The organism is Zoogloea sp. JDB1, from assembly GCF_056724025.1.
In genome coordinates this window covers 1,642,530-1,661,611 of sequence record NZ_CM161496.1, presented here as the reverse complement: position 1 = coordinate 1,661,611, position 19,082 = coordinate 1,642,530, and the positions used below count along the sequence as shown (strand labels likewise).

Below are 19,082 nucleotides of genomic sequence, written 5' to 3'. Positions count from 1 at the left end.
GTTTTCTCCTCGGATTTGTAAGGTGTGAAGCAGGCAAGCAACTTCGGGGCCGTTCAGTTGCGGGGCTCCCACTGGCCGGCCTTGAACTGGTACAGGGACACGCCGCCTTCGCGACTATCGCCGTTGGCATCGAAGGCGATGTTGCCGGTGATGCCCTTGAACGCCACTTTCTGCAAGAAAGGTAGATAACGGGCGGGTTCGGTCGAATTAGCCAGTTTCATCGCTTCGATGAGTGCCATCGTGGCATCGTAGCTGTAGGGCGCATAGAGCTGCACCGGCACCTTGAAACGCGCCTTGAAGCGCTCGTTGAACTGCTTGCCGCCGGGCATCTTCTCCATCGCGATACCGGCCTTGGTGCAATACACGTCCTCGCTCATCGCCGCGCCGGCGATCTTGATCATCTCGGTGGTGCACGCCCCGTCGCCGCCCAGGTACTTGGCGCCAATGCCGAGCTGCTTCATCTGCTTGAGCAGCGGTGCGCCCTGGGCGTCCATGCCACCGTAGAAGATCGCATCCGGCTGGGCCGCCTTCAGCTTTGTCAGGATGGACGCAAAATCGGTGGCCTTGTCGGACGTGAACTCCCGCCCGACCGGCGCCAGGCCACGACGCTTGAGGCTGTCCACCACCGCGTCGGCCAGCCCCTGGCCGTAGGCCGTGCGATCGTCGATGACGGCGATGCGCTTCGCCTTCAGCACGTCGGCAGCAAAGCCGACCATCGCCGCTCCCTGCTGGGTGTCGTTGGCGATGACCCGGTAGGTCGTGCGGTAGCGCTGCTGGGTCAGCTTGGGACTGGTGGACGACGGGGTGACCGCCGGGATTCCGGCCTGCTCATAGATGCGCGAAGCGGGAATCGACGCACCGGAGGTGACGTGCCCGACCACCCCCTTAACGCCCGCGTCGGCGAGGCGCTGGGCCACTGTGGTGGCGGTGCGCGGATCGCCCTGATCATCCTCGGACAGCAGCTCGAAACGCAGCTTCTGCCCGCCAAGCACCACGCCCTTCGCGTTGGTGTCGTCGAGGGCCAGCTGGGCACCGTACTGCTCGTCCTTGCCCACGTGGGCGATCGGCCCGGTCAGAGGTCCTGCAAAACCGATCTTCACGATCACGTCGGCCCATGCCGCGGTACCGCCGAACATCATCACGCCCGCCAGGGCCAGCACCTTCATGTCGTGTTTCACCTGCCCGTCCTCCGCCAAGTGGGTTCGTGCCAGAATCGACCGTGAAAGCCCCGGTCCTGCCGGGGGTGGATTGTAACCAAGCCCGGCCGCTTTGACCGGAAACGGGTAGATATGGAGCCCCCGATGCGCCAACTGATCGCCCTCCTGCTCGGCGCCCTGGCCGCCCTCGGCCTGGCCGGCTGCGACGCCGCAAACATGCAAGACCTCAAGCCCGGCGTGTCCACCGGCTACGACGTGCGCACCAAACTCGGCCAGCCCGGTATCGAATGGCGCAACGAGGACGGCAGCGTGACCTGGGAATACACACGTCAGCCCGAAGGCACCGAGTGCTTCATGGCCACCATCGGCCCCGACAACATCCTGCGCAGCCTGGAAAACGTGCTGACCCCGGAGAACTTCGCCCGCGTGCAACCCGGCTGGACCCGCGATCAGGTCCGCCGCCTGCTCGGCAAACCGCGCAGCATCCAGCAATTCGCGCTGAAAAAAGAGGAGGTGTGGGACTGGCGCCTGCCACCAGAATTCAACGCCGCCATTTTTTTCAATATCCATTTCGACCAGAACGGCGTCGTCACGGGCACCAGCCGCAGCACCGAAACACGCGGATAACGACAAAACCACACAAAAACAATAGTTTTGTGGAGAAAGTCCGTCCGCATGTTGCGAATAGCCCTTCAGCATTGAGGGTTTAATCCGTTATAAACGCGCACCGACCCTGCCCCGGAGCCCCCCGTGCGCAACAACCAGCCTGTCAGCCAGAACGAATATGTCATCCCGGATGGCGCGGCAATCATCAGCCGCACCGACCGGGACGGGAAGATCACCGACTGCAACGGCGAATTCCTCGCCGCCAGCGGCTTCACCTACAATGAACTCATCGGTCAGCCCCACAATATCGTCCGCCACCCCGACATGCCGTCGGAAGCCTATCGGGACATGTGGGACACCCTGTTACGCGGCCGCCCTTGGAGCGGCGTCGTCAAGAACCGCCGCAAGAACGGCGACTTCTACTGGGTCAACGCCACCGCCACGCCCCTTCCCGACGGTTCCGGTTACATGTCCGTGCGCATCAAGGCCACGCGCAGCGAGATCAGCGGCGCCGAAGCCCTCTATGCGCAGATGCGGCGCGATCCGAGCATCCTGTTGCAGGAAGGACGTCTCGCCCCCCGCGGCATCGCCGCGCTGGCACAACGGATCGTTCCAGCCCTCAGCATCGGCACCCGCATCTATCTGCTCACAGCCTTCGTGGCAGCCATCGGTGCCGGTTTCGGTATCGTCGGGCTCAACGACGCGGCACAGGCCCGCGATGCACTGAAACAACACCAGAGCGCACAAGCCGGACTCGTGCAACAGGTCGCCTCCCTGAGCGCCCAATTGCGGGCCAACGGCAGCCTCGACGCAGGCGGGCTGGACCAGCTCGGTGAAACGCTGCGCCACCAGGGAGACGTGGCCCAGGCCGAATACGCCCGTGCCGAAGCCCACTACCAGGACCTCCTGCAGTTGTTCATCGGACTCGGCGCAATCGGCCTGCTCGCCGCTGCACTGGGGTCCGCGGCACTGGCTCACCGCCTGCGTCAGTCCGTTGACGCTGGCAAGGGTGTTGCCGAGGCCATTGCCAGCGGCAACCTGCTGCAACCTCTCCCCCAGGCCGGATACGATGAACTGGGTGCCCTAATCATCCACCTGGCGGTCATGCGCAACAACCTGCACGAGCTGATCGCATCGATCCGCAACCAGGTCACCGCGCTACTCACCAACGCCCGCCAGCTCAGCCAGACCGCCAGCGACACTCACCGGCTCGCCGAAGATCAGTCCGAATCGGCGTCGGCAATGGCCGCGGCCGTGGAGCAACTGTCGGTCTCCATCGACCACATCGGCGACCACGCCCGTGAATCACGGGAACTCTCGGAAGGCTCGGGCAGCCAGGCCAGCAGCGGTGCCAGAGTCATTACCGCGGCGGCCGGCGAGATGCGCGCCATCGCCGAATCGGTGAACGAGTCGGCCAACTCCGTACGCGATCTCGAAAGCCTGTCCGGTGACATCTCGATGATCGTCGGCGTGATCCGCGACATCGCCGACCAGACCAACCTGCTCGCCCTCAACGCCGCCATCGAGGCAGCCCGCGCCGGCGAATCGGGACGTGGCTTTGCCGTCGTCGCCGATGAAGTACGCAAACTGGCCGAGCGCACCACCAACTCCACCGCCGAGATCACCACGATGATCGAGCGCATCCAGAGCGCGACCCGCGGCGCGGCCGACGACATGGAGGCCGGCGTCACGCGGGTGGCCCGCGGCGTCTCGCTGGCCGCCGAGGCCGGCGCCACGGTCGGCAGCATCCAGGACAGTACCCAGCGCGTGCTTGCCTCGGTGGCCGGCATCACGCTGGGTCTCGAGGAACAATCGACCGCCGCCCGGGACATCGCGCAGCGGGTCGAACGCATTGCCGGCACCTCCGAATCCAACGCCGCCAGCGCCGCCACACTGACCCGCGCGGCAAGCGAACTGGCCGAACTGTCCCGCCAGCTGGAAGTCGTATCCGGACGCTTTCGCATCGCCTGATGCAACGCCAGGTGCTCCATCGTGCACTTCGCATGGAGCATATGTATCGAAATTAAACACTTCAACAGCCTGGTCATTGCGCTGCACAAAATTTGGACAACTCCGCCAAGCCACTGATAAACAAGACGTTTGAATCCATAACCAGACCTGATCCGATACTGGCATGCCCCCTGCTGAATAAGGTTCAGCGCTGCACGAAGCGTTTTCGAACCGACACCTGGAGGAGATACCCATGCTGTACGCATTGCCCGGCTCTGCCGACGCCAAGGTCCAATACAAGTCCAAGTACGACAACTTCATCGGCGGCAAGTGGGTCGCTCCGGTCAAGGGCGAGTACTTCGACGTCGTCACCCCGATCACCGGCAAGCCTTACACCCAGGCTGCCCGCTCCGGCGCCGAAGACGTCGAGCTGGCCCTCGACGCCGCCCACGCCGCCGCCGACAAGTTCGGCCGCACCCCGGCTGCCGAGCGTGCCAACCTGCTGCTGAAGATCGCCGACCGCCTCGAAGCCAACATCGAGAAGCTGGCTTACGCCGAAACCGTTGATAACGGCAAGGCCATCCGCGAAACCCTGAACGCCGACATCCCGCTGGCTGTCGACCATTTCCGCTACTTCGCCGGTTGCCTGCGCGCCCAGGAAGGCGGCATCTCCGAGATCGACGAAAACACCGTCGCCTACCACTTCCATGAGCCCCTGGGCGTCGTCGGCCAGATCATCCCCTGGAACTTCCCGATCCTGATGGCCGCCTGGAAGCTGGCTCCCGCCATCGGCGCCGGCAACTGCGTGGTCCTGAAGCCGGCCGAGTCGACCCCGATCTCCATCCTGATCCTGACCGAGCTGATCGCCGACCTGCTGCCGCCGGGCGTGCTGAACATCGTCAATGGCTACGGCCGCGAAGCCGGCATGCCGCTGGCCACCAGCCGCCGCATCGCCAAGATTGCCTTCACCGGCTCCACCGCCACCGGCCGCGTGATCGCCCAGGCCGCTGCCACCAGCCTGATTCCCGCCACCCTGGAACTGGGCGGCAAGTCCCCCAACATCTTCTTCGAAGACATCATGGCGGCCGACGACGCCTTCCTCGACAAGGCTGTCGAAGGCATGGTGCTGTTCGCCTTCAACCAGGGCGAAGTGTGCACTTGCCCGTCCCGCGCCCTGATCCAGGAGTCGATCTACGACCGCTTCATGGAAAAGGTGCTGGCCCGCGTCAAGGCCATCAAGCAACTCAGCCCGCTCGACACCGACAGCATGATGGGTGCCCAGGCCTCCCAAGACCAGCTGAACAAGATCATGTCCTACATGGAAATCGGTCGCCAGGAAGGCGCCGAGTGCCTGATCGGTGGCGATCGCACCCATATGAACGGTGATCTGGCCGGCGGCTACTACATCCAGCCGACCCTCTTCAAGGGCCACAACAAGATGCGCGTGTTCCAGGAAGAGATCTTCGGACCGGTGCTGGCTGTGACCACCTTCAAGGACGAAGCCGAAGCCCTGGAAATCGCCAACGACACCCCCTACGGTCTCGGCGCCGGTGTGTGGAGCCGCGACGGCAGCCGTGCCTACCGCATGGGCCGCAACATCAAGGCCGGTCGCGTATGGACCAACTGCTACCATGCTTACCCGGCCCACGCCACCTTCGGCGGCTACAAGGAATCCGGCATCGGCCGCGAAACCCACAAGATGATGCTCGACCACTATCAGCAGACCAAGAACCTGCTGGTCAGCTACAGCCCGAACGCGCTGGGCTTCTTCTGATCCAGGCATTTCACGAGTAAGGCAAGGTGTTACGGGGCGGGTTTCTCGCCCCGTTTTTTTCGCCCTCAAGAAAGCGCGAACATGACCGAACGCATCGTGGCCACCGAAGCGGCCAATCAGTACATCGACGAACTGCGCGCCGAGCATGGCCCGCTGATGTTCCTGCTGTCCGGCGGCTGCTGCGACGGCAGCGTGCCCAACTGTTACAAGCTCGGCGAGGTGCTTCCCGGCCAGACCATGCTCAAGCTGGGCACAATCAATGGCGCGGATTTCTACTTGGGGCATCAGGAGTTCCAGTACTACGAGAATAGCCAGCTGACCCTCGACGTAAAACCGGGCAACGGCGGCGACTTCTCCCTCGACTGCGGCCGCGGCAAGGCCTTCTTCACCCACTCCCGCCCGTTCACCGACGACGAGCTGCCGAGCGTGTGTCCCGTCAGCGCGGGCTGAAGGCAGGACAAAAAAAGCGCCCCCGCCAGCGGGAGCGCGCAGATCAGCAGATCATTCCGGAACGTAGACCAGCGAACCGTCCGGCATCCGGTAGGCGATGCCGGCCTTGACGCCCTGGCCGGGCGACGCCGCGGCGCCATCGCCGCGGAAACGCTCGATCTTCTTCCCGTTCTTGACGACGATCTCCATGTCCGGCGTACCGGCATCGCGGATCACCGTCACCTGCCCGGCATCGAAGACGTTCACCGGGCTGCGGGCCACCGCCAGCAGCAGCGCGGCGATCAGCACCAGGAAGACATCCACCAGGTTGATCACCGACAGCAGCGGATCGTCGTCCTCGCCGGCATCATGCAGACGCCATTTCATCGCGCCGCCTCCATCGCCGCCGACCCGGCCGCGGGCAGGCCCTTCTCGACCGCCAGCAGATCTGTCGCATACCAGCGCCGCCGCACGCTGTGCGCCCAGAAGGTCAGCGCCGCCGCGATGAGGGCCAGAATCACCGCCGAGAAGGCCACCATCAGGCTGTGCGACACATCGGCCAGCTGCCCGTCGCCGAGCGCCTTGAGGGCCGGCCCCATCGGGATCATCGTCGCCACCAGGCCGAGCATCGGCGCCACCCGTGTGGCGATGCGGGAGACTTCCAGGCGCTGGCTGGCTGCCGCCTCCAGCTCGGCGATGTCGAGCGCAGGATTGGCGCGGTGCAATTCGACCAGCTCGAAGCCGGCATCCACGCCCAGCCGCCGTTGCCAGGCCTGCCACAAGAAGGCCCCGCAGGCGTGGAAGGCGTACAGGAACAACGCCGCGATGGCGAGCAGTACCGGCGCCAGGAAGAGCTGGCTGGCGTCGTACATCAGGATTTCAAGATTGGCATTCATCGTTTCAGGCTCTGGAAAGGAAAAATGAGCGGCGCGCCGTCGGCGCGCGCAGGGACTGGCGCAGGGCGCCCGACAGGAGCAGCACGGCGAACAGCGCGGCCAGCCCGCCCGACGCGGAACCCACGGGCTGCACCACGGGTTCGGCCAGCTTCGCCAGATGCTGCCCGGCGACAGGAGCGGATACGGGCGCAGTGGCGGGCGGTGGCGGGCTGACAGGCGGCGCATCCAGCAGACGCCGTGCGCTGGCCCCACGCACCTCCTGGGCAGGCCGTGGGGGTGCTTTTGGTTGTGCGGCCTCGAACAGCTCCCCCGGCAAAGGCGGCGTCGGGCCCACCGGCATCGGGGGCGGCGGCGTGCCGGTGCCCCGCGCCTGCCCGTCCCGGTCACCCACGTGGTAGCCAGTGCGCAGGAACTCGATGGCATCCGGATTACCGTCGCGCGCCGCCGCCTCAAACCACTTGCGCGCCTCCACCTCGTCCTTCGGCACGCCGCGTCCCTCCTGCAAGGCGCTCGCGTAGTGGAGCTTCCCCAAGGTCGCATACGGGGAATCGCCGGCCAGCGCCGCCAGGTGCATCAGCTCGGCGGCGGCCGGCAGATCCGGTGGCACGCCGCCCGCCCCATCCTGCAGCATCAAGGCCTTCCAGATCATCGCGCCGATATAGCCGGCGGCGATGCACTTGTCGAAGACCTTGCGGGCGTTGTCGTGGTCGCCGCACTTTTCCAGCAGATAGCCCTTGCTGCACACCATCAGGCTGGCCGGCTGATCCACGATGTATTCAAGGGTCTGGTCGCCGACCACGTGGGCCAGGTCGGTGGGCTCCCCGGTCTGCGGCACCGGCCCGCCGCAGAAGCGGTTGTCCGCAGCCACTGCGGCGGTGGTGAAAAACAGGGCCAGCATGGCGGCCCCGGTCGATCTGCGCATCGGCATCCCCGTCGAGTCATGGCGGGAACCCGTGCCCCGCCTCACTCCGACTCTAGGCCTGGGGACGAACCGGAGCATCGGCATCCTGCCCGGATGCCGGTGGGCAAATTGCCCGACCGTCAGACCTCATCTGCATCGGGAAGATTGCCCACCCTTTTCCGGGCAGGCTGACCTCACGGCGGCGCAGCCCGCCAGGGTCTACTGGCAGCGGCCATCCGGCCTCGACAACCAGGAGACAAACCCATGCCCCACCACTTCGACGAACGCCTCATCCGCTGGCAGCCCTTCGGCGACTTTCCCCATTTCGTCTATGCGATCCTGCAGGTGGACATGCAGCAGCGCATCGCCGATGTGCTGTTCAAGTTCGCCGCCGGTCAGCAGATCGTCCTGCACCGCCACAAGGCCCTCAACCACACCTTCGTCGTGCAGGGAGAGCATCGCCTTTACGAACTGGACGGCCGCCTGCGGGAAGTACGCCCGACCGGCAGCTACACGGTGTCGCCGCCCAGCAAAACACCGCACCGCGAAGGCGGCGGCGCCGAAGACTGCATCGTGCTGTTCAGCATGCGCCCGCAGCCCGGCGAGTTGCTGTACGAGATCCTTGACGATGCCGGCGAGACGATCGCCGAACTGAGCCTGGAAACCCTGCAGGCCCTGTTCGAGGCCGCTGCCGCCGAAGCAGAGGCGGAAGCGGCCTGAATCAGATCAGCCCGAGGCGCAGCGCCAGCCGGGTCAGCTCGATATCGCTGCGCACGCCGAGCTTGCTCTTGATCTGGTAGTGACAGTTCTGCACCGTCTTCGAGGAGATCGACAAACGCTCGCCGATCTCCTCGGCACTGCAGCCGTCGAGGAGCAGTCGCAGGATCTCGAACTCCCGCGGTGCCAGCTCGGCGAGCGGCTCCCGCGGGCGGTCGACGAGCGCCAGGGCCAGCTCCGGGGCGATGTCGGGGCTGATTACCTGACGCCGTGCGGCCACCGTGTAAACCGCCTCCACCAGCACCGTCGGCGGGCTGCTCTTGGTTACGTAGCCAAGGGCGCCGGCACGCAGCGCCTGGGTCGCGAACAAGGGCTCCCGGTGCATGGTGAAGACCAGGATGCGCACGCGGTCGTCACGCTGCACGAGGCGTCGGATCAGCTCCACGCCGCCCATGTCGGGCAAACCCAGATCGAGGACCAGCACGTCGGGTTCAAGCGCCCGGAACTGTTCCAGCGCGTCGCGGGCCGTGCCCGCCTCGCCGACGATGCGCAGGTCCGGCCGCATCTCGAGCAGACGGCGATAGCCTTCGCGCACGATGGCATGGTCATCCACCAGCAGCAGGCGAGTGATGTCAGACATGGGCCGCCCCTTCCTCGTGGCAGGCATCGGGCGGAAAGATCGCACTCACCCGCATGCCCCGCGGCGTGACCGGCTCCAACGCGAAGCGCCCGCCGAGGGCTTCAACCCGCTCGTGCATGCCCAGCACCCCGAGGCCACTGCCGGCCGTATCGCCCTCGCGCGGCTCGCCGTCATCCTCCACCCGCAGGCGGCAGCCAGCCGCGTCCAGTTGCAGGCGCACCGTCACCTTTTCCGGATCACCGTGGCGCAATGCATTGGTGAGGCTCTCCTGCACGATACGATATAGGCTGACCGTGAGGCCGTCGGGCAGATCGTCCACTACCCCGTCGATGTCCAGCGTGAAAGCGCAGTCAGGCCGCCGACGGCGCCGGCCTGCCAGCAACTGCTCAAGCGCCGCCTGCAGACCGAACTCCTCCAGCCCCACCGGCCGCAGTTGATGCAGGATGCCCTGCAGGCTCTCCATCATGTGGCCGGTGACCGATGCGATGGCCTGGGCGGCCGGCAGCAGATCCGGGCGGGAGTTCTCCACCGCGGCGCTGACGTAGGCGGCCTCGGCACCGATGGAGGCCAGGCACTGACCGAACTCGTCATGGAGCTCCCGCGCCAGGTGGCGACGCTCCTCTTCCCGCACCGTCAGCAGGCGCAAGGCCAGCTGACGCTGGCCGGCCAGGGTCTGCTGCAGGCGCGCCACCAAGTGGTCGAAGCCGCTGGCGATAAGGCGGAGCTCCACCAGCCGCGGGCGCGGCATGCGCGCCGCCAGGTCACCGGCCTGCAGACGCCCGAGCACTGCCAGGATCTCCTGCGCCGGCCCCAGCGCACGGCGTACCGGCAGGTAGACCAGCAGGTTCAGCACCAGGATACCGATGGTCATGCCCAGCACGGTGCGGATCTGGTCCCACACCGCGTTTGCCTCGCTATCCAGGTTGGGGGTGACGACGAACTCGCCTACCTTCACGCCCGGATACTGGCCGATCACCCCGCGGAACGCGATGTCCGGCCCGGTCAAGGCCGCCAGCAAGCCACGCAGCAGGATCGGCGCCTCCGCCCCGTCGCCGAAGCAGCGGCGCACCACCGGCCGCTTGTAGATGTCCTCCACCGCCACGCAGATACCCAGCAGCGGCCCGATGCCGTCGAGGGACGACAGGTCCAGTCCGTCCAGGCTACGCCGGAATACATCCCGCGGCTGCGCCGCCTCGCTGGCCAGCAGGCGCTCCACTGCACCACCCGCCCTCTCGATATGGGCCCGCATGCGCGCCTCGGCCCGCTGCAGCACCACCGCGCTGGCCAGCAGCCCGATCACCACTGCGAACAGACTGACCCGCAGCAACAGCGTGCGCTTCAGGTCCACGCTGTGCTCATGCCCCTCGTCCATCGCCACGGCCGGACGGCTCATATACGTCTCCATCCTTCCCCTCAGGCCTGCACAGCCATACCATAGTGAAACAGTCGGATTTTATAAAACACGCGGCCCGAGCCGCGGTCCCGCAGATTACCCGAACCCCCGTGGGCAAATTGCCCGAACAGAGACCATGCACACCCTCGAAACCCTGCCCTTCGACAACGCCTTCGCGCGGCTGCCCGCCGCCTTCTACACACGCCTGCCGCCGCAGCCGCTGCCCGATCCCTACCTGGTCGCCGCAAGCCCGTCCGCGGCCACACTGATCGGCCTCTCGGAGGGCGAACTGGCACGCCCCGAGTTCGCCGAGTTTTTCGCCGGCAACCGCCTGCTGCCTGGCAGCGAGCCCCTCGCCGCGGTGTATTCCGGCCACCAGTTCGGCGTATGGGCCGGCCAGCTCGGCGACGGCCGCGCCCACCTGCTCGGCGAAGTGGCCATTGGCCTGACAGACGCTGCCAGTGGCTGGGAGATCCAGCTCAAGGGCGCCGGCCAGACACCCTACTCCCGCTTCGCCGACGGACGCGCGGTACTGCGTTCGAGCATCCGCGAATTCCTGTGCTCGGAGGCCATGGCCGGCCTCGATATCCCGACCACCCGCGCGCTGGCGGTGGTCGGCTCGAACGCGCCGGTGCGCCGGGAAAGCATCGAAACCGCCGCCGTGGTGACGCGGCTGGCGCCGAGCTTCATCCGCTTCGGCTCCTTCGAGCACTGGGCCGCCAATCGCAAGCTGGACGAGCTGCGCCAGCTCGCCGACTACGTGATCGACCGCTTCCGCCCCGAATGCCGGAACACCGCCAACCCCTACGAAGCCCTGCTGCGCGACGTCGGCCGGCGCACCGGCGAGCTGATCGCCCGCTGGCAGGCGGTGGGCTTCATGCACGGGGTGATGAACACCGACAACATGTCCATCCTCGGCCTGACCCTTGACTACGGCCCCTTCGGCTTCATGGACGCCTTCGACGCCGGCCACATCTGCAACCATTCCGACGACCACGGCCGCTACAGCTACAAGGCCCAGCCGCAGATCGGCCACTGGAACCTGTATGCACTCGGCCGCGCGCTGGCGCCGCTGATCGGCGAGGCCGCCGCGGTGCAGGCGGCCATCGAGGAGAGCTACGCGCCAGTCTTCGAGCAACAGTTCTTCGCGCTGTTCGGCGCCAAGCTGGGCTTTGCCGAAGTCCGCCCGGGCGACGAAGACTTCATCGGCGACACCTTCCAGCTGCTCCAGCAGCAGCACCCGGATTTCACGCTGTTCTTCCGCAATCTGGGCCGCCTGCCGGCCCAGGTGGACGAAGCCGGACGAGCCACCTCCGACGCGCCGCTGCGCGATCTGCTGATCGATAGGGACGCCGGCGACGCGTGGATAGCCCAATGGCGGGCGCGCATCGCCGCCGACGGACGCCCCGACGCCGAACGCCAGGCCGCCATGGACGCCGTCAATCCCAAGTACGTGCTGCGCAACTGGATCGCCGAAGGGGCGATCCGTGCCGCGCAGACTGGCGATTTCAGCGAAGTGCGCAGCGTACTGGCCTGCCTGTCGCGCCCCTTCGACGCTCAGCCGGAATACGAACGCTTCGCTGCGCCGCCGCCGGACTGGGCGGAAGGTCTGGCCGTGAGCTGTTCGAGCTGACTCCGATCAGACCGGGAAGACCCAGCCGCCGTGGCTACCCGCCACGGCGCCGAGCACCACGATCAAGCTCACGCTCAGGAGCACCACGTGCACGCGCTGGATGCGTGCCATCGTACCCAGCGGATCGCGCCGGGCACTGGCCTGGAAAGCCTTGTGCAGCACGAAGGGTTCGAGGATGAAGAGCATCACCGCGAACAGGGTCCACACGATCACCATGCCGTGCATCCACCACCAATTGGCCGGATCGGCGAAGCGCGAACCGACGCCCAGCCGCCACACCAGCCACGTCCCCGACGCACCGGCCAGCAGCACGCTCCAGCGAGCGATCCCGGCGAAACGGTGCTCCAGCCGCTCGAACAGTTCGAGCTGGGCCTGCGGCTCGGCCAGCGCCCGGCAGGCTGGCAGCAGCACCAGCGTCACGAAGGCCACACCGCCGATCCACAGTAGTACCGCCAGCACGTGCAGCGCACGGGCGATGGCGAAATCGTTGAAGCCACTCACAGGTTCTTCCTTTCCGGTTTCGGCGCGCTGAAGGCCGCCTCGTTATGCCGCGCCGCATCTCCGCTGACCCATTGCAGCAAGGGGCCGCGGGGGTTGTCGCGCTGGGTCGTCTCACAAGCGCTGACGCACTGGGCGCACTGGGTGCAGGTGAACATCGCGCGCTTGATGTTGCGCGGCTTCAGGCGCATCGGGCAGACATGGTCGCAGGCGCTGTAGCAGCTCGCGCAGTCGGCGGCCCGCTCACGCTCGAAGCCGACCACCATCGCCGCCTTGTTGCCCATCCAGGCCAGGCTCTGGAACAGGCCGACCGCGCAGGCATAGCGGCAGAACAGATGCCGCGCGAACAGGAACTCCATCGACAGTACCAACGTGCCGGCGGTGATGAAGATGAATTCGTTGCGGCTCGGCGCCAGTGCCAGCAAGTGTCCGTACACCTGGAAGGGCGGCAGCAGGTAGGTGAGCAGCACCACCGCCCACACGAAGGCGAAGCCCACCGCCAGCGGCACGGTCACCAGCCACCACAGGCGGTCGTAGCGGACCGGCGTGCCGTCTGGTTCCCACGGGGGCAGCTCACGAGCCTCCCACACGCTGGGGCGACCGATGGCGCGGCGCATAAAGCCATTGATGGTTTCCACCACCGAGAAATGCGGACACAACCAGCCGCAGTACAGCCGCCCCCAGCGCCAGGCCACGCCGATCAGAACAGCGCCGACAGCGAGGATCGGCAGCAACACCCGCCCGATGACCCGCAGCACCGCTCCCAGCGCATCGACGTGGCCAGCCGAGAAATCTTCCAGGCCGGCGTGCCACTCAAAGCCAAAGAGCCAGGCGTGCCCCGCCACCAGGTCGTAACGCAGCAGATTGAACACCGGAGCCAGCACGAACAGCACGAAGAAGCCGCCCTGGGCCCAGCGCCGCAGACGCTGGCGGCCTCCGTCTGGCCGCGCCGTGTTGACCGGGTGGATCGGGATCACACGAGGTGTTGCCATCAACGGGGTCCGATCAGGGGAAAACGGAAGGGTTTGCCCGCCAGCGCCTTGGCGAGGCCAATGGCCCCACAGAAGATCAGCGTGGAATGGCAGGTCGTGAAATAGAGGATCACGATCACCCAGGTGGCCGGCGAACCGTAGCCGCCGGCGAGGATGATCGCCCCGTTGGCGACCACCAGCAGCACGCCAGCCCACAGGCTGGCGGCCACGGTCTGGCTCAGGTGCCCACGGGCCAGCTCGGGCGCCCGCCGGCGCTCACGGAACCACAGCGCCAGCAGCGCGATGAAAGCAATGCCTGGCACGATCATCAGATTGGCCAGGTACAGAGCCTCCGCCGCGACGGCGATCTCGCGGCCTGGGATGTTGAAGTCGAGCTCGGAACTGGCCATGGCATCCTCAGCTTAGCCATCCCCTGCCGCCGCGTACTTGATGCGGCGCAAGTGCGGTTGCGCCCGCCTCAGATCACCTCGAGCAGCAGGCGGCGCAGCTGTTCGGCCTCCCGCCGGCCATCGCGGGAGCTGACGATGGCGTAATACCACTCATCGAACAGCTCGCGCAGTGCGGCCGGACTGGCGGCCGCGTCGATACGGTTCTGCAACGAACTGGTCCCCACCGCGCCAATGAAGGTGTTGAGGGTGTTGACCATGAAATTTCGGGCTTTTCTGAAACGCTGTGGGTCATCCCCCGGGGGATGCAGGCGAAAGGCCGTCAGTGGAGGTTGCTGTGGTGGCGGGGCTTGGCGCACGCCGTCCGGCCCGATGGCCTCCACCATCCCGATGTAGCCCTCTTCCTCGAGCATGCCGAGGGTGTGCTCCAGATCGTCCGACTGCAGCAGGCCGCGCAGGTCCTCGACCGTACGCTTGCCGTCCACAAAGATCAGCACGCGGCGTACCCGTGGGCTGAAGCCGGCAGCCCGGCGCTCGATCTCCTCGTACCCCTTCAGGGTCTTGGCAAAAATGACGCTCATCCCTATCTCCTCCACATGGCCCGCGTATCCCGGGCCTTCATGTCCGATCCGCGCAGCATTGTAACGACATTGGAATGAGCCGGGCAGCCGGCCCTCACCGGTGACGTCCGCCGAGAGCCGGAATAAGCGGGACATACGCCGGACATACGCGGCTAAGTCCCCACGATGACCTGAACGGCCAGGCGGCGGGCCTGCTCGAGCAGCTCGGCCCCGTTCTCCAGGCCGTCGATGAAGCGCTGGGGAATGCCCGACAAGCCGCTCTGGGCGCCGGCCAGAGCACCGGTGAGGATGGCTCGGGCCTGGTTCTGGCCACCGCCGTTCACCGCATGCAGCACCGCCGATTCGAAATCGTCCGGAAAGCGGGCGGCGAGGTAATAGGCGGCGGGGAACTGGTGATACACCGCGCAAGGCATTCCATAGACCAGCGACACCTTCCACGCAGGCTCGATGCGGATGGACGGATCACGTGCGGCCCGCGCGGTGTCGGACGGCCCGAGCAGGGCGTCCGGGGATGGAAAGCGTCCGGCCACCGGCGCCTCCTCGGCGTCCGGATGGGGTGCCTGCAGCGCGCCGCGGGTCACCGAATGGAACGGCAGCAGTCCGCTCTTCACGCGCGCCATCAGTCGGCCCGATAGCTGTTCGTCCAGCGCATAGCCTTCGACGAGCATGCCAAGCACCGCCCCGAAAGCCACGGTCATCGCTACCACGGTGCCGTCGGTCTGCGTCAGCACGGTGTTGCGCGTCACCGCCGACGCCAGTTCGGCGGGGCGCAGCGCATAGCGCACGGCGATCGCCAGCGTCCGCTCAGCCGCCTCGGTGGTATCCGCATTGCCACCGCAATGGCCCCACGCCAGCCCCTGCCCGACGCGCCGGCGCCAGGCCTCGCGTATCGACTGGCTGGTATAGCCGCCAGGGCCGTGCATCGGCGTACCATCGATCAGCGGGAAGAAATCCTCATCCATGCGCCGGCAGAAGTCGGCTTCGTCATACCCACCCCTCTCCACCAGCGAATCCAGCGTCAGCGCCAGCAACACCCCGGCCTGGGATGGCTGGCCGGCCGCCAGCCCGGCGTGATAGCGGCCGGGGCGCGGCGTCGTGTAGGTATCGATCCAGTTGCCGTAGTCGGCACGCAGGGCATCCAGGTCGTAGTACCAGTGAGGGCCGAGAGCCAGTGCATCGCCGATGAAGGCCCCCATCAGGGCTCCGACGGCACGATCCTGCAGGGATTGAGCGGACATGCGAACCTCCGGAAGAATTGACGCAGATCATTCGGGCGCCGGGAAAAGCGAACCGCGTGCAATTCGATGATGGCCGGCGCTCAGTGGAGTGATTATGCTAGCGGCAGCGCATGACACAAGGCCCGCCCGATGACTTCGCTGCATCCCCTGCCACCGGATGTTCTCTACACCGCCTGCATTCCGGCCGATCTCCCCTTCGAAACCAGTGCCGAGTTGCCCGACCTGGATGCCGCGCAGATCCACGGCCGGGCCATCGAAGCGATCCATCTCGGGCTGGAAATCCGTCACGACGGCTACAACCTGTTCCTTCTCGGCGAGACCGGTAGTGGCCGCCACGCCATCATCCGCCAGCTTCTGGAAGCCGAGAGCCACAGCGGCGATGCACCGGCCGATTGGTGTTACGTCTTCAACTTCGGTGACGCGGACAGGCCACGTCTGCTGCGTCTGCCCTGCGGCCGCGGCGCCCGCCTGCGGGACGACATGCAGCACTTTGTCGAGGAACTGATTCCAGCCATCAATGCCGCCTTTCAGAGCGACGACTACCGGGGCCGCCTGGAAGCCATGCAGGAAGAAGAGAAGCTGCGCGAGGAAACCGCGTTACAGACCCTCGGCCGCGATGCGGGGGAACTGGGCGTGGCCCTTTTGCGCACGCCCCATGGCTTTGCCTTCGTGCCACTGAAGAATGGCGAGGCCACGCTGACGCCGGAAGAATTCGCCGAACTGCCGGAAGCCCGCCAGCACGAGTTGGAGGAGCACATCAAGGGCTTGCGTGAGCGCCTGCACAAGCTGACGAACGACTTCCCGCGCTGGCGCCGGGAACTTCAGAACCGGATCAGGCAGGCCGGTAGCGAAGCCCTACAGGTCACCGTGACCCATCTGGTGGACGATCTCAAACCGGACTACGCCGACCTGCCGGATGTCATCGCCTATTTGGACGAGCTTCTGCGCGACGTCACGGAGAGTGGCGAATCCCTGCGCGAATCCACGCGCGGCGACGAGGAGAGCGAAACCACCACCTACTCCGGCATGATCGCCGTGCAGCGCTACCTGGTGAACCTGTTGGTGGAGAACCCATCCGGTGGCCAGCGGCCTGTGGTGTACGAGGACCATCCGACCCTGCAGAACCTCGTCGGGCGCATCGAGCACATGGTTCACATGGGCACACTGATGAGCAATTTCACACTGATCCGCGCCGGCGCACTGCAGAGGGCCAATGGCGGCTTCCTGGTCCTCGACGCGCTGCGCGTACTGAACCAGCCCTACGCCTGGGAAGGCCTCAAGCGCTGCCTGAAGGCTGGAGTGGTGCGCATCGAGTCCCTGTCCGATCTGATCGGCTTGGGCAGCACCGTCCAGTTGGAGCCGGAGCCGATGCCACTGAACCTGAAGGTAGTGCTCGTCGGCGAACGGCTGGTGTATTACCTGTTGTCGCAGTACGACCCGGAGTTTCCGTCCCTGTTCAAGATCAACGCCGACATGGAAAGCGAGATCGTCCGCACACCGGAGAACACCGCGACCTATGCCCACCTGATCGCCACGCTGGCCCGCCAGGCCAAATTGCGCCCGCTGTCGGCCCCAGCTGTGGCACGGATCATCGAGCATGCGGCACGGCTGGCCTGCGATGCAGAACACCTGAGCACCCACACCCAACCCATTGACGATCTTCTGCGCCAGGCCAACCATTTCGCAGCCAGCGCGGAAGCCGACACCATCGGCCGCGAGCACGTGGAAGCCGCCCTTACCGCCCAGCGGCACCGCAACGAGCGCCTGCGCCTGCGCTACCGGGACGAAATGCTGCGCAACCAGCTGCTGATCGCCAGTGCAGGCCAGCACGTCGGCCAGGTCAACGGCCTGGCGGTGATCCAGCTGGGGGAAAGCACGTTTGCGCACCCGGCCCGTATCACCGCCACGGTGCGGGTCGGCGACGGGGAGGTCATCGACATCGAACGGGAAGTGAAACTCGGCGGGCCGATCCACTCCAAGGGCGTACTGATCCTGTCGTCCTTCGTCGGCGCCCGCTTCGGCCTCGGCACGCCACTGTGCCTGAAGGCCAGCCTGGTCTTCGAACAGTCTTACGGCGGCGTGGAGGGCGACAGCGCGTCTCTGGCGGAGTTGTGCGCGCTGCTGTCGGCCGTAGCCAAACTGCCGCTGAACCAGTCGCTGGCCGTCAGCGGATCGGTGAACCAATTCGGCATCGTGCAGCCTGTCGGCGGCATCAACGAAAAGATCGAAGGCTTCTTCGAGCTCTGCGCGGCCCGCGGCCTGACCGGCGAACAGGGGGTGCTGATCCCCAGCGCCAACGTGTGCCACCTGATGCTCGCCAGCGAGGTGGTCGATGCCGTTCGTAGCGGGCGCTTCCACATCTGGGCGGTCAATAGTGTGGACGAGGCGCTGGCACTGCTCACCGGGCTGCCAGCCGGCCAGGCCGACACCGATGGCAATTGGCCGGATGGTTCGGTCAATGGCCGCATCGCAGCGGGCCTGCAGGAGCTGGCCCGCCTGCGCCAGGCCTTCATCCATCCGAAGAAGGACGACAAGACCCACGACGCGTAAACGACGAAAGGGCCCCGAAGGGCCCTTTCGCAGGACGCTATGAACGCGCGGCGCGAGCCGCGGACGATCAGGCGACCTTCAGAGCGGAAGCGGCAGCCTTGGTGCCCTTGTCGACGCTCTCGACGGCAACCAGGGTGGCCTTCTCGACGCTGGCCTGGGCAGCTGCGGCAACTTGCTTGGCAGCCTTGGTAGCGCCTTCGTAAGCGCTGCTGGCGTTGGCCAGGGCGGTCTTCACGGCCTTGATGGCGGGCTCGGAACCGGCCGGGGCGTTCTTGAAGAAGCCGTCCAGCGCGACGTCGATGTTCTTGGACAGAACAGCGGCTTCGGCTTCGACCAGCTTGGTCAGCTCTTCCTGGGTGTCGCCGCCGATGTCGGACAGGCTGCGGCCGTAGGCCACGGACTTCTCGACGGCCGGGGTGATGGCGCCCAGTTGCAGGGCGGCAAAGGCTTGCGGATCCTTGGCGGCGAGCACAGCCTTGGAGAAAGCCAGGCTGTCGTCAAAAGCACCACGGGCGGTGGCCAGGTTCAGGCTGGCAATGCGCTCGACAGCGGTGAAGAGGGTGGTGGCGAAGCTGGTGGCGGTCTTCAGACCGGCTTCGACGTTGGCCTTGGAAGTGGCCACGAACTGTTCGGGGCTGACGGACATGGTGTTCTCCTCGAATTGGGTTGCGGTCACCGAATGGATTTCGGTATGGCGCTATGTTGCACCGCACAAAGAGAGAATGCAAGTGGTTTTGTGCA

The 19,082-nt window shown here is 66.2% G+C and carries 19 protein-coding genes; 7 read left to right on the top strand and 12 right to left on the bottom strand.

All coding sequences use genetic code 11. The annotated features are described in order from the left end of the window. Positions 1-53: 53 nt before the first annotated feature. Positions 54-1,166, bottom strand: coding sequence for a branched-chain amino acid ABC transporter substrate-binding protein (locus tag AC1PPK_RS07355; protein WP_481118193.1), 1,113 nt, complete (start codon positions 1,164-1,166; stop codon positions 54-56). A gap of 135 nt (positions 1,167-1,301) precedes the next feature. Here AC1PPK_RS07355 and bamE point away from each other — a divergent pair, with 135 nt between their 5' ends. The 4 genes from bamE (at position 1,302) to AC1PPK_RS07335 (ending at position 5,937) form a co-directional block, all read left to right on the top strand. Then, positions 1,302-1,784: an outer membrane protein assembly factor BamE domain-containing protein gene (gene bamE / locus AC1PPK_RS07350; protein WP_481117186.1), complete on the top strand. Its 483-nt coding sequence runs from the start codon at positions 1,302-1,304 to the stop codon at positions 1,782-1,784. Positions 1,785-1,907: 123 nt separating this feature from the next. Next, positions 1,908-3,734, top strand: a complete 1,827-nt coding sequence (locus tag AC1PPK_RS07345) for a methyl-accepting chemotaxis protein (protein WP_481117185.1) — start codon at positions 1,908-1,910, stop codon at positions 3,732-3,734. A gap of 232 nt (positions 3,735-3,966) precedes the next feature. Further along, positions 3,967-5,487: an acetaldehyde dehydrogenase ExaC gene (gene exaC / locus AC1PPK_RS07340; RefSeq protein WP_481117184.1), complete on the top strand. Its 1,521-nt coding sequence runs from the start codon at positions 3,967-3,969 to the stop codon at positions 5,485-5,487. An 81-nt stretch (positions 5,488-5,568) separates the two neighbouring features. Then, complete coding sequence (locus AC1PPK_RS07335; RefSeq protein ID WP_481117183.1) at positions 5,569-5,937, top strand: DUF779 domain-containing protein; 369 nt, start codon at positions 5,569-5,571, stop codon at positions 5,935-5,937. A 51-nt stretch (positions 5,938-5,988) separates the two neighbouring features. Here the strand turns inward: AC1PPK_RS07335 and AC1PPK_RS07330 are convergent, their stop codons facing one another. Genes AC1PPK_RS07330 through AC1PPK_RS07320 form a run of 3 tightly spaced genes read right to left on the bottom strand, consistent with a single transcriptional unit; the run spans position 5,989 to position 7,734 of the window. Further along, a complete protein-coding gene (locus tag AC1PPK_RS07330) occupies positions 5,989-6,303 on the bottom strand; it encodes a DUF2149 domain-containing protein (RefSeq protein ID WP_481117182.1) in 315 nt (104 codons plus the stop codon). After that, positions 6,300-6,812 carry a MotA/TolQ/ExbB proton channel family protein gene (locus tag AC1PPK_RS07325; protein WP_481117181.1) on the bottom strand — a complete coding sequence of 171 codons (513 nt, stop codon included), beginning with the start codon at positions 6,810-6,812 and terminating at the stop codon, positions 6,300-6,302. The genes AC1PPK_RS07330 and AC1PPK_RS07325 overlap by 4 nt, the downstream gene beginning before the upstream one ends. A 4-nt stretch (positions 6,813-6,816) precedes the next feature. Then, positions 6,817-7,734 carry a tetratricopeptide repeat protein gene (locus AC1PPK_RS07320; RefSeq protein WP_481117180.1) on the bottom strand — a complete coding sequence of 306 codons (918 nt, stop codon included), beginning with the start codon at positions 7,732-7,734 and terminating at the stop codon, positions 6,817-6,819. Positions 7,735-7,977: 243 nt separating this feature from the next. On the opposite strand from AC1PPK_RS07320, the gene AC1PPK_RS07315 reads away from it, so the two are divergent. Continuing rightward, the gene (locus tag AC1PPK_RS07315; RefSeq protein ID WP_481117179.1) at positions 7,978-8,433 is read left to right on the top strand and encodes a cupin domain-containing protein; all 456 of its coding nucleotides are present in this window, start codon (positions 7,978-7,980) and stop codon (positions 8,431-8,433) included. Position 8,434: 1 nt separating this feature from the next. Here AC1PPK_RS07315 and AC1PPK_RS07310 read toward each other — a convergent pair whose 3' ends face one another. Then, complete coding sequence (locus AC1PPK_RS07310; RefSeq protein ID WP_481117178.1) at positions 8,435-9,070, bottom strand: response regulator; 636 nt, start codon at positions 9,068-9,070, stop codon at positions 8,435-8,437. Beyond that, positions 9,063-10,463, bottom strand: coding sequence for an ATP-binding protein (locus AC1PPK_RS07305; protein ID WP_481117177.1), 1,401 nt, complete (start codon positions 10,461-10,463; stop codon positions 9,063-9,065). Before AC1PPK_RS07305 ends, AC1PPK_RS07310 begins: the two co-directional genes overlap by 8 nt. Before the next feature lie 136 nt (positions 10,464-10,599). On the opposite strand from AC1PPK_RS07305, the gene AC1PPK_RS07300 reads away from it, so the two are divergent. Further along, complete coding sequence (locus AC1PPK_RS07300; protein ID WP_481117176.1) at positions 10,600-12,096, top strand: protein adenylyltransferase SelO; 1,497 nt, start codon at positions 10,600-10,602, stop codon at positions 12,094-12,096. Between the two features lie 6 nt (positions 12,097-12,102). Here the strand turns inward: AC1PPK_RS07300 and AC1PPK_RS07295 are convergent, their stop codons facing one another. From AC1PPK_RS07295 to AC1PPK_RS07275, 5 genes are all read right to left on the bottom strand, one after another. Next, on the bottom strand, positions 12,103-12,597 hold the full coding sequence (locus AC1PPK_RS07295) for a hypothetical protein (RefSeq protein ID WP_481117175.1): 495 nt from the start codon (positions 12,595-12,597) through the stop codon (positions 12,103-12,105). Further along, a complete protein-coding gene (locus AC1PPK_RS07290) occupies positions 12,594-13,586 on the bottom strand; it encodes a 4Fe-4S binding protein (protein ID WP_481117174.1) in 993 nt (330 codons plus the stop codon). The genes AC1PPK_RS07295 and AC1PPK_RS07290 overlap by 4 nt, the downstream gene beginning before the upstream one ends. Next, positions 13,586-13,975 (bottom strand): magnetosome magnetite crystal formation protein family, encoded by a 390-nt coding sequence (locus tag AC1PPK_RS07285; protein ID WP_481117173.1) that lies wholly within the window; start codon positions 13,973-13,975, stop codon positions 13,586-13,588. The genes AC1PPK_RS07290 and AC1PPK_RS07285 overlap by 1 nt, the downstream gene beginning before the upstream one ends. Before the next feature lie 68 nt (positions 13,976-14,043). Beyond that, entirely contained in the window at positions 14,044-14,553 is a 510-nt protein-coding gene (locus AC1PPK_RS07280; protein ID WP_481117172.1) for a hypothetical protein, read from the bottom strand. Positions 14,554-14,705: 152 nt separating this feature from the next. Then, complete coding sequence (locus tag AC1PPK_RS07275) at positions 14,706-15,791, bottom strand: ADP-ribosylglycohydrolase family protein (protein WP_481117171.1); 1,086 nt, start codon at positions 15,789-15,791, stop codon at positions 14,706-14,708. A 129-nt stretch (positions 15,792-15,920) separates the two neighbouring features. Between AC1PPK_RS07275 and AC1PPK_RS07270 the strand changes: the two genes are divergently transcribed. Then, a complete protein-coding gene (locus tag AC1PPK_RS07270; RefSeq protein ID WP_481117170.1) occupies positions 15,921-18,341 on the top strand; it encodes a Lon protease family protein in 2,421 nt (806 codons plus the stop codon). Between the two features lie 67 nt (positions 18,342-18,408). Here the strand turns inward: AC1PPK_RS07270 and AC1PPK_RS07265 are convergent, their stop codons facing one another. Next, a complete protein-coding gene (locus AC1PPK_RS07265; protein ID WP_481117169.1) occupies positions 18,409-18,987 on the bottom strand; it encodes a phasin family protein in 579 nt (192 codons plus the stop codon). Positions 18,988-19,082: the final 95 nt, after the last annotated feature.

What these genes read in the sequence shown, in the direction of transcription:
- AC1PPK_RS07355 (WP_481118193.1), bottom strand. Translation starts at nt 1,166, where the DNA reads ATGAAGGTGCTGGCCCTGGCGGGCGTGATGATGTTCGGCGGTACCGCG.
- bamE (WP_481117186.1), top strand. Translation starts at nt 1,302, where the DNA reads ATGCGCCAACTGATCGCCCTCCTGCTCGGCGCCCTGGCCGCCCTCGGC.
- exaC (WP_481117184.1), top strand. Translation starts at nt 3,967, where the DNA reads ATGCTGTACGCATTGCCCGGCTCTGCCGACGCCAAGGTCCAATACAAG.
- AC1PPK_RS07335 (WP_481117183.1), top strand. Translation starts at nt 5,569, where the DNA reads ATGACCGAACGCATCGTGGCCACCGAAGCGGCCAATCAGTACATCGAC.
- AC1PPK_RS07330 (WP_481117182.1), bottom strand. Translation starts at nt 6,303, where the DNA reads ATGAAATGGCGTCTGCATGATGCCGGCGAGGACGACGATCCGCTGCTG.
- AC1PPK_RS07325 (WP_481117181.1), bottom strand. Translation starts at nt 6,812, where the DNA reads ATGAATGCCAATCTTGAAATCCTGATGTACGACGCCAGCCAGCTCTTC.
- AC1PPK_RS07320 (WP_481117180.1), bottom strand. Translation starts at nt 7,734, where the DNA reads ATGCGCAGATCGACCGGGGCCGCCATGCTGGCCCTGTTTTTCACCACC.
- AC1PPK_RS07315 (WP_481117179.1), top strand. Translation starts at nt 7,978, where the DNA reads ATGCCCCACCACTTCGACGAACGCCTCATCCGCTGGCAGCCCTTCGGC.
- AC1PPK_RS07310 (WP_481117178.1), bottom strand. Translation starts at nt 9,070, where the DNA reads ATGTCTGACATCACTCGCCTGCTGCTGGTGGATGACCATGCCATCGTG.
- AC1PPK_RS07305 (WP_481117177.1), bottom strand. Translation starts at nt 10,463, where the DNA reads ATGAGCCGTCCGGCCGTGGCGATGGACGAGGGGCATGAGCACAGCGTG.
- AC1PPK_RS07300 (WP_481117176.1), top strand. Translation starts at nt 10,600, where the DNA reads ATGCACACCCTCGAAACCCTGCCCTTCGACAACGCCTTCGCGCGGCTG.
- AC1PPK_RS07290 (WP_481117174.1), bottom strand. Translation starts at nt 13,586, where the DNA reads ATGGCAACACCTCGTGTGATCCCGATCCACCCGGTCAACACGGCGCGG.
- AC1PPK_RS07285 (WP_481117173.1), bottom strand. Translation starts at nt 13,975, where the DNA reads ATGGCCAGTTCCGAGCTCGACTTCAACATCCCAGGCCGCGAGATCGCC.
- AC1PPK_RS07280 (WP_481117172.1), bottom strand. Translation starts at nt 14,553, where the DNA reads ATGAGCGTCATTTTTGCCAAGACCCTGAAGGGGTACGAGGAGATCGAG.
- AC1PPK_RS07275 (WP_481117171.1), bottom strand. Translation starts at nt 15,791, where the DNA reads ATGTCCGCTCAATCCCTGCAGGATCGTGCCGTCGGAGCCCTGATGGGG.
- AC1PPK_RS07270 (WP_481117170.1), top strand. Translation starts at nt 15,921, where the DNA reads ATGACTTCGCTGCATCCCCTGCCACCGGATGTTCTCTACACCGCCTGC.
- AC1PPK_RS07265 (WP_481117169.1), bottom strand. Translation starts at nt 18,987, where the DNA reads ATGTCCGTCAGCCCCGAACAGTTCGTGGCCACTTCCAAGGCCAACGTC.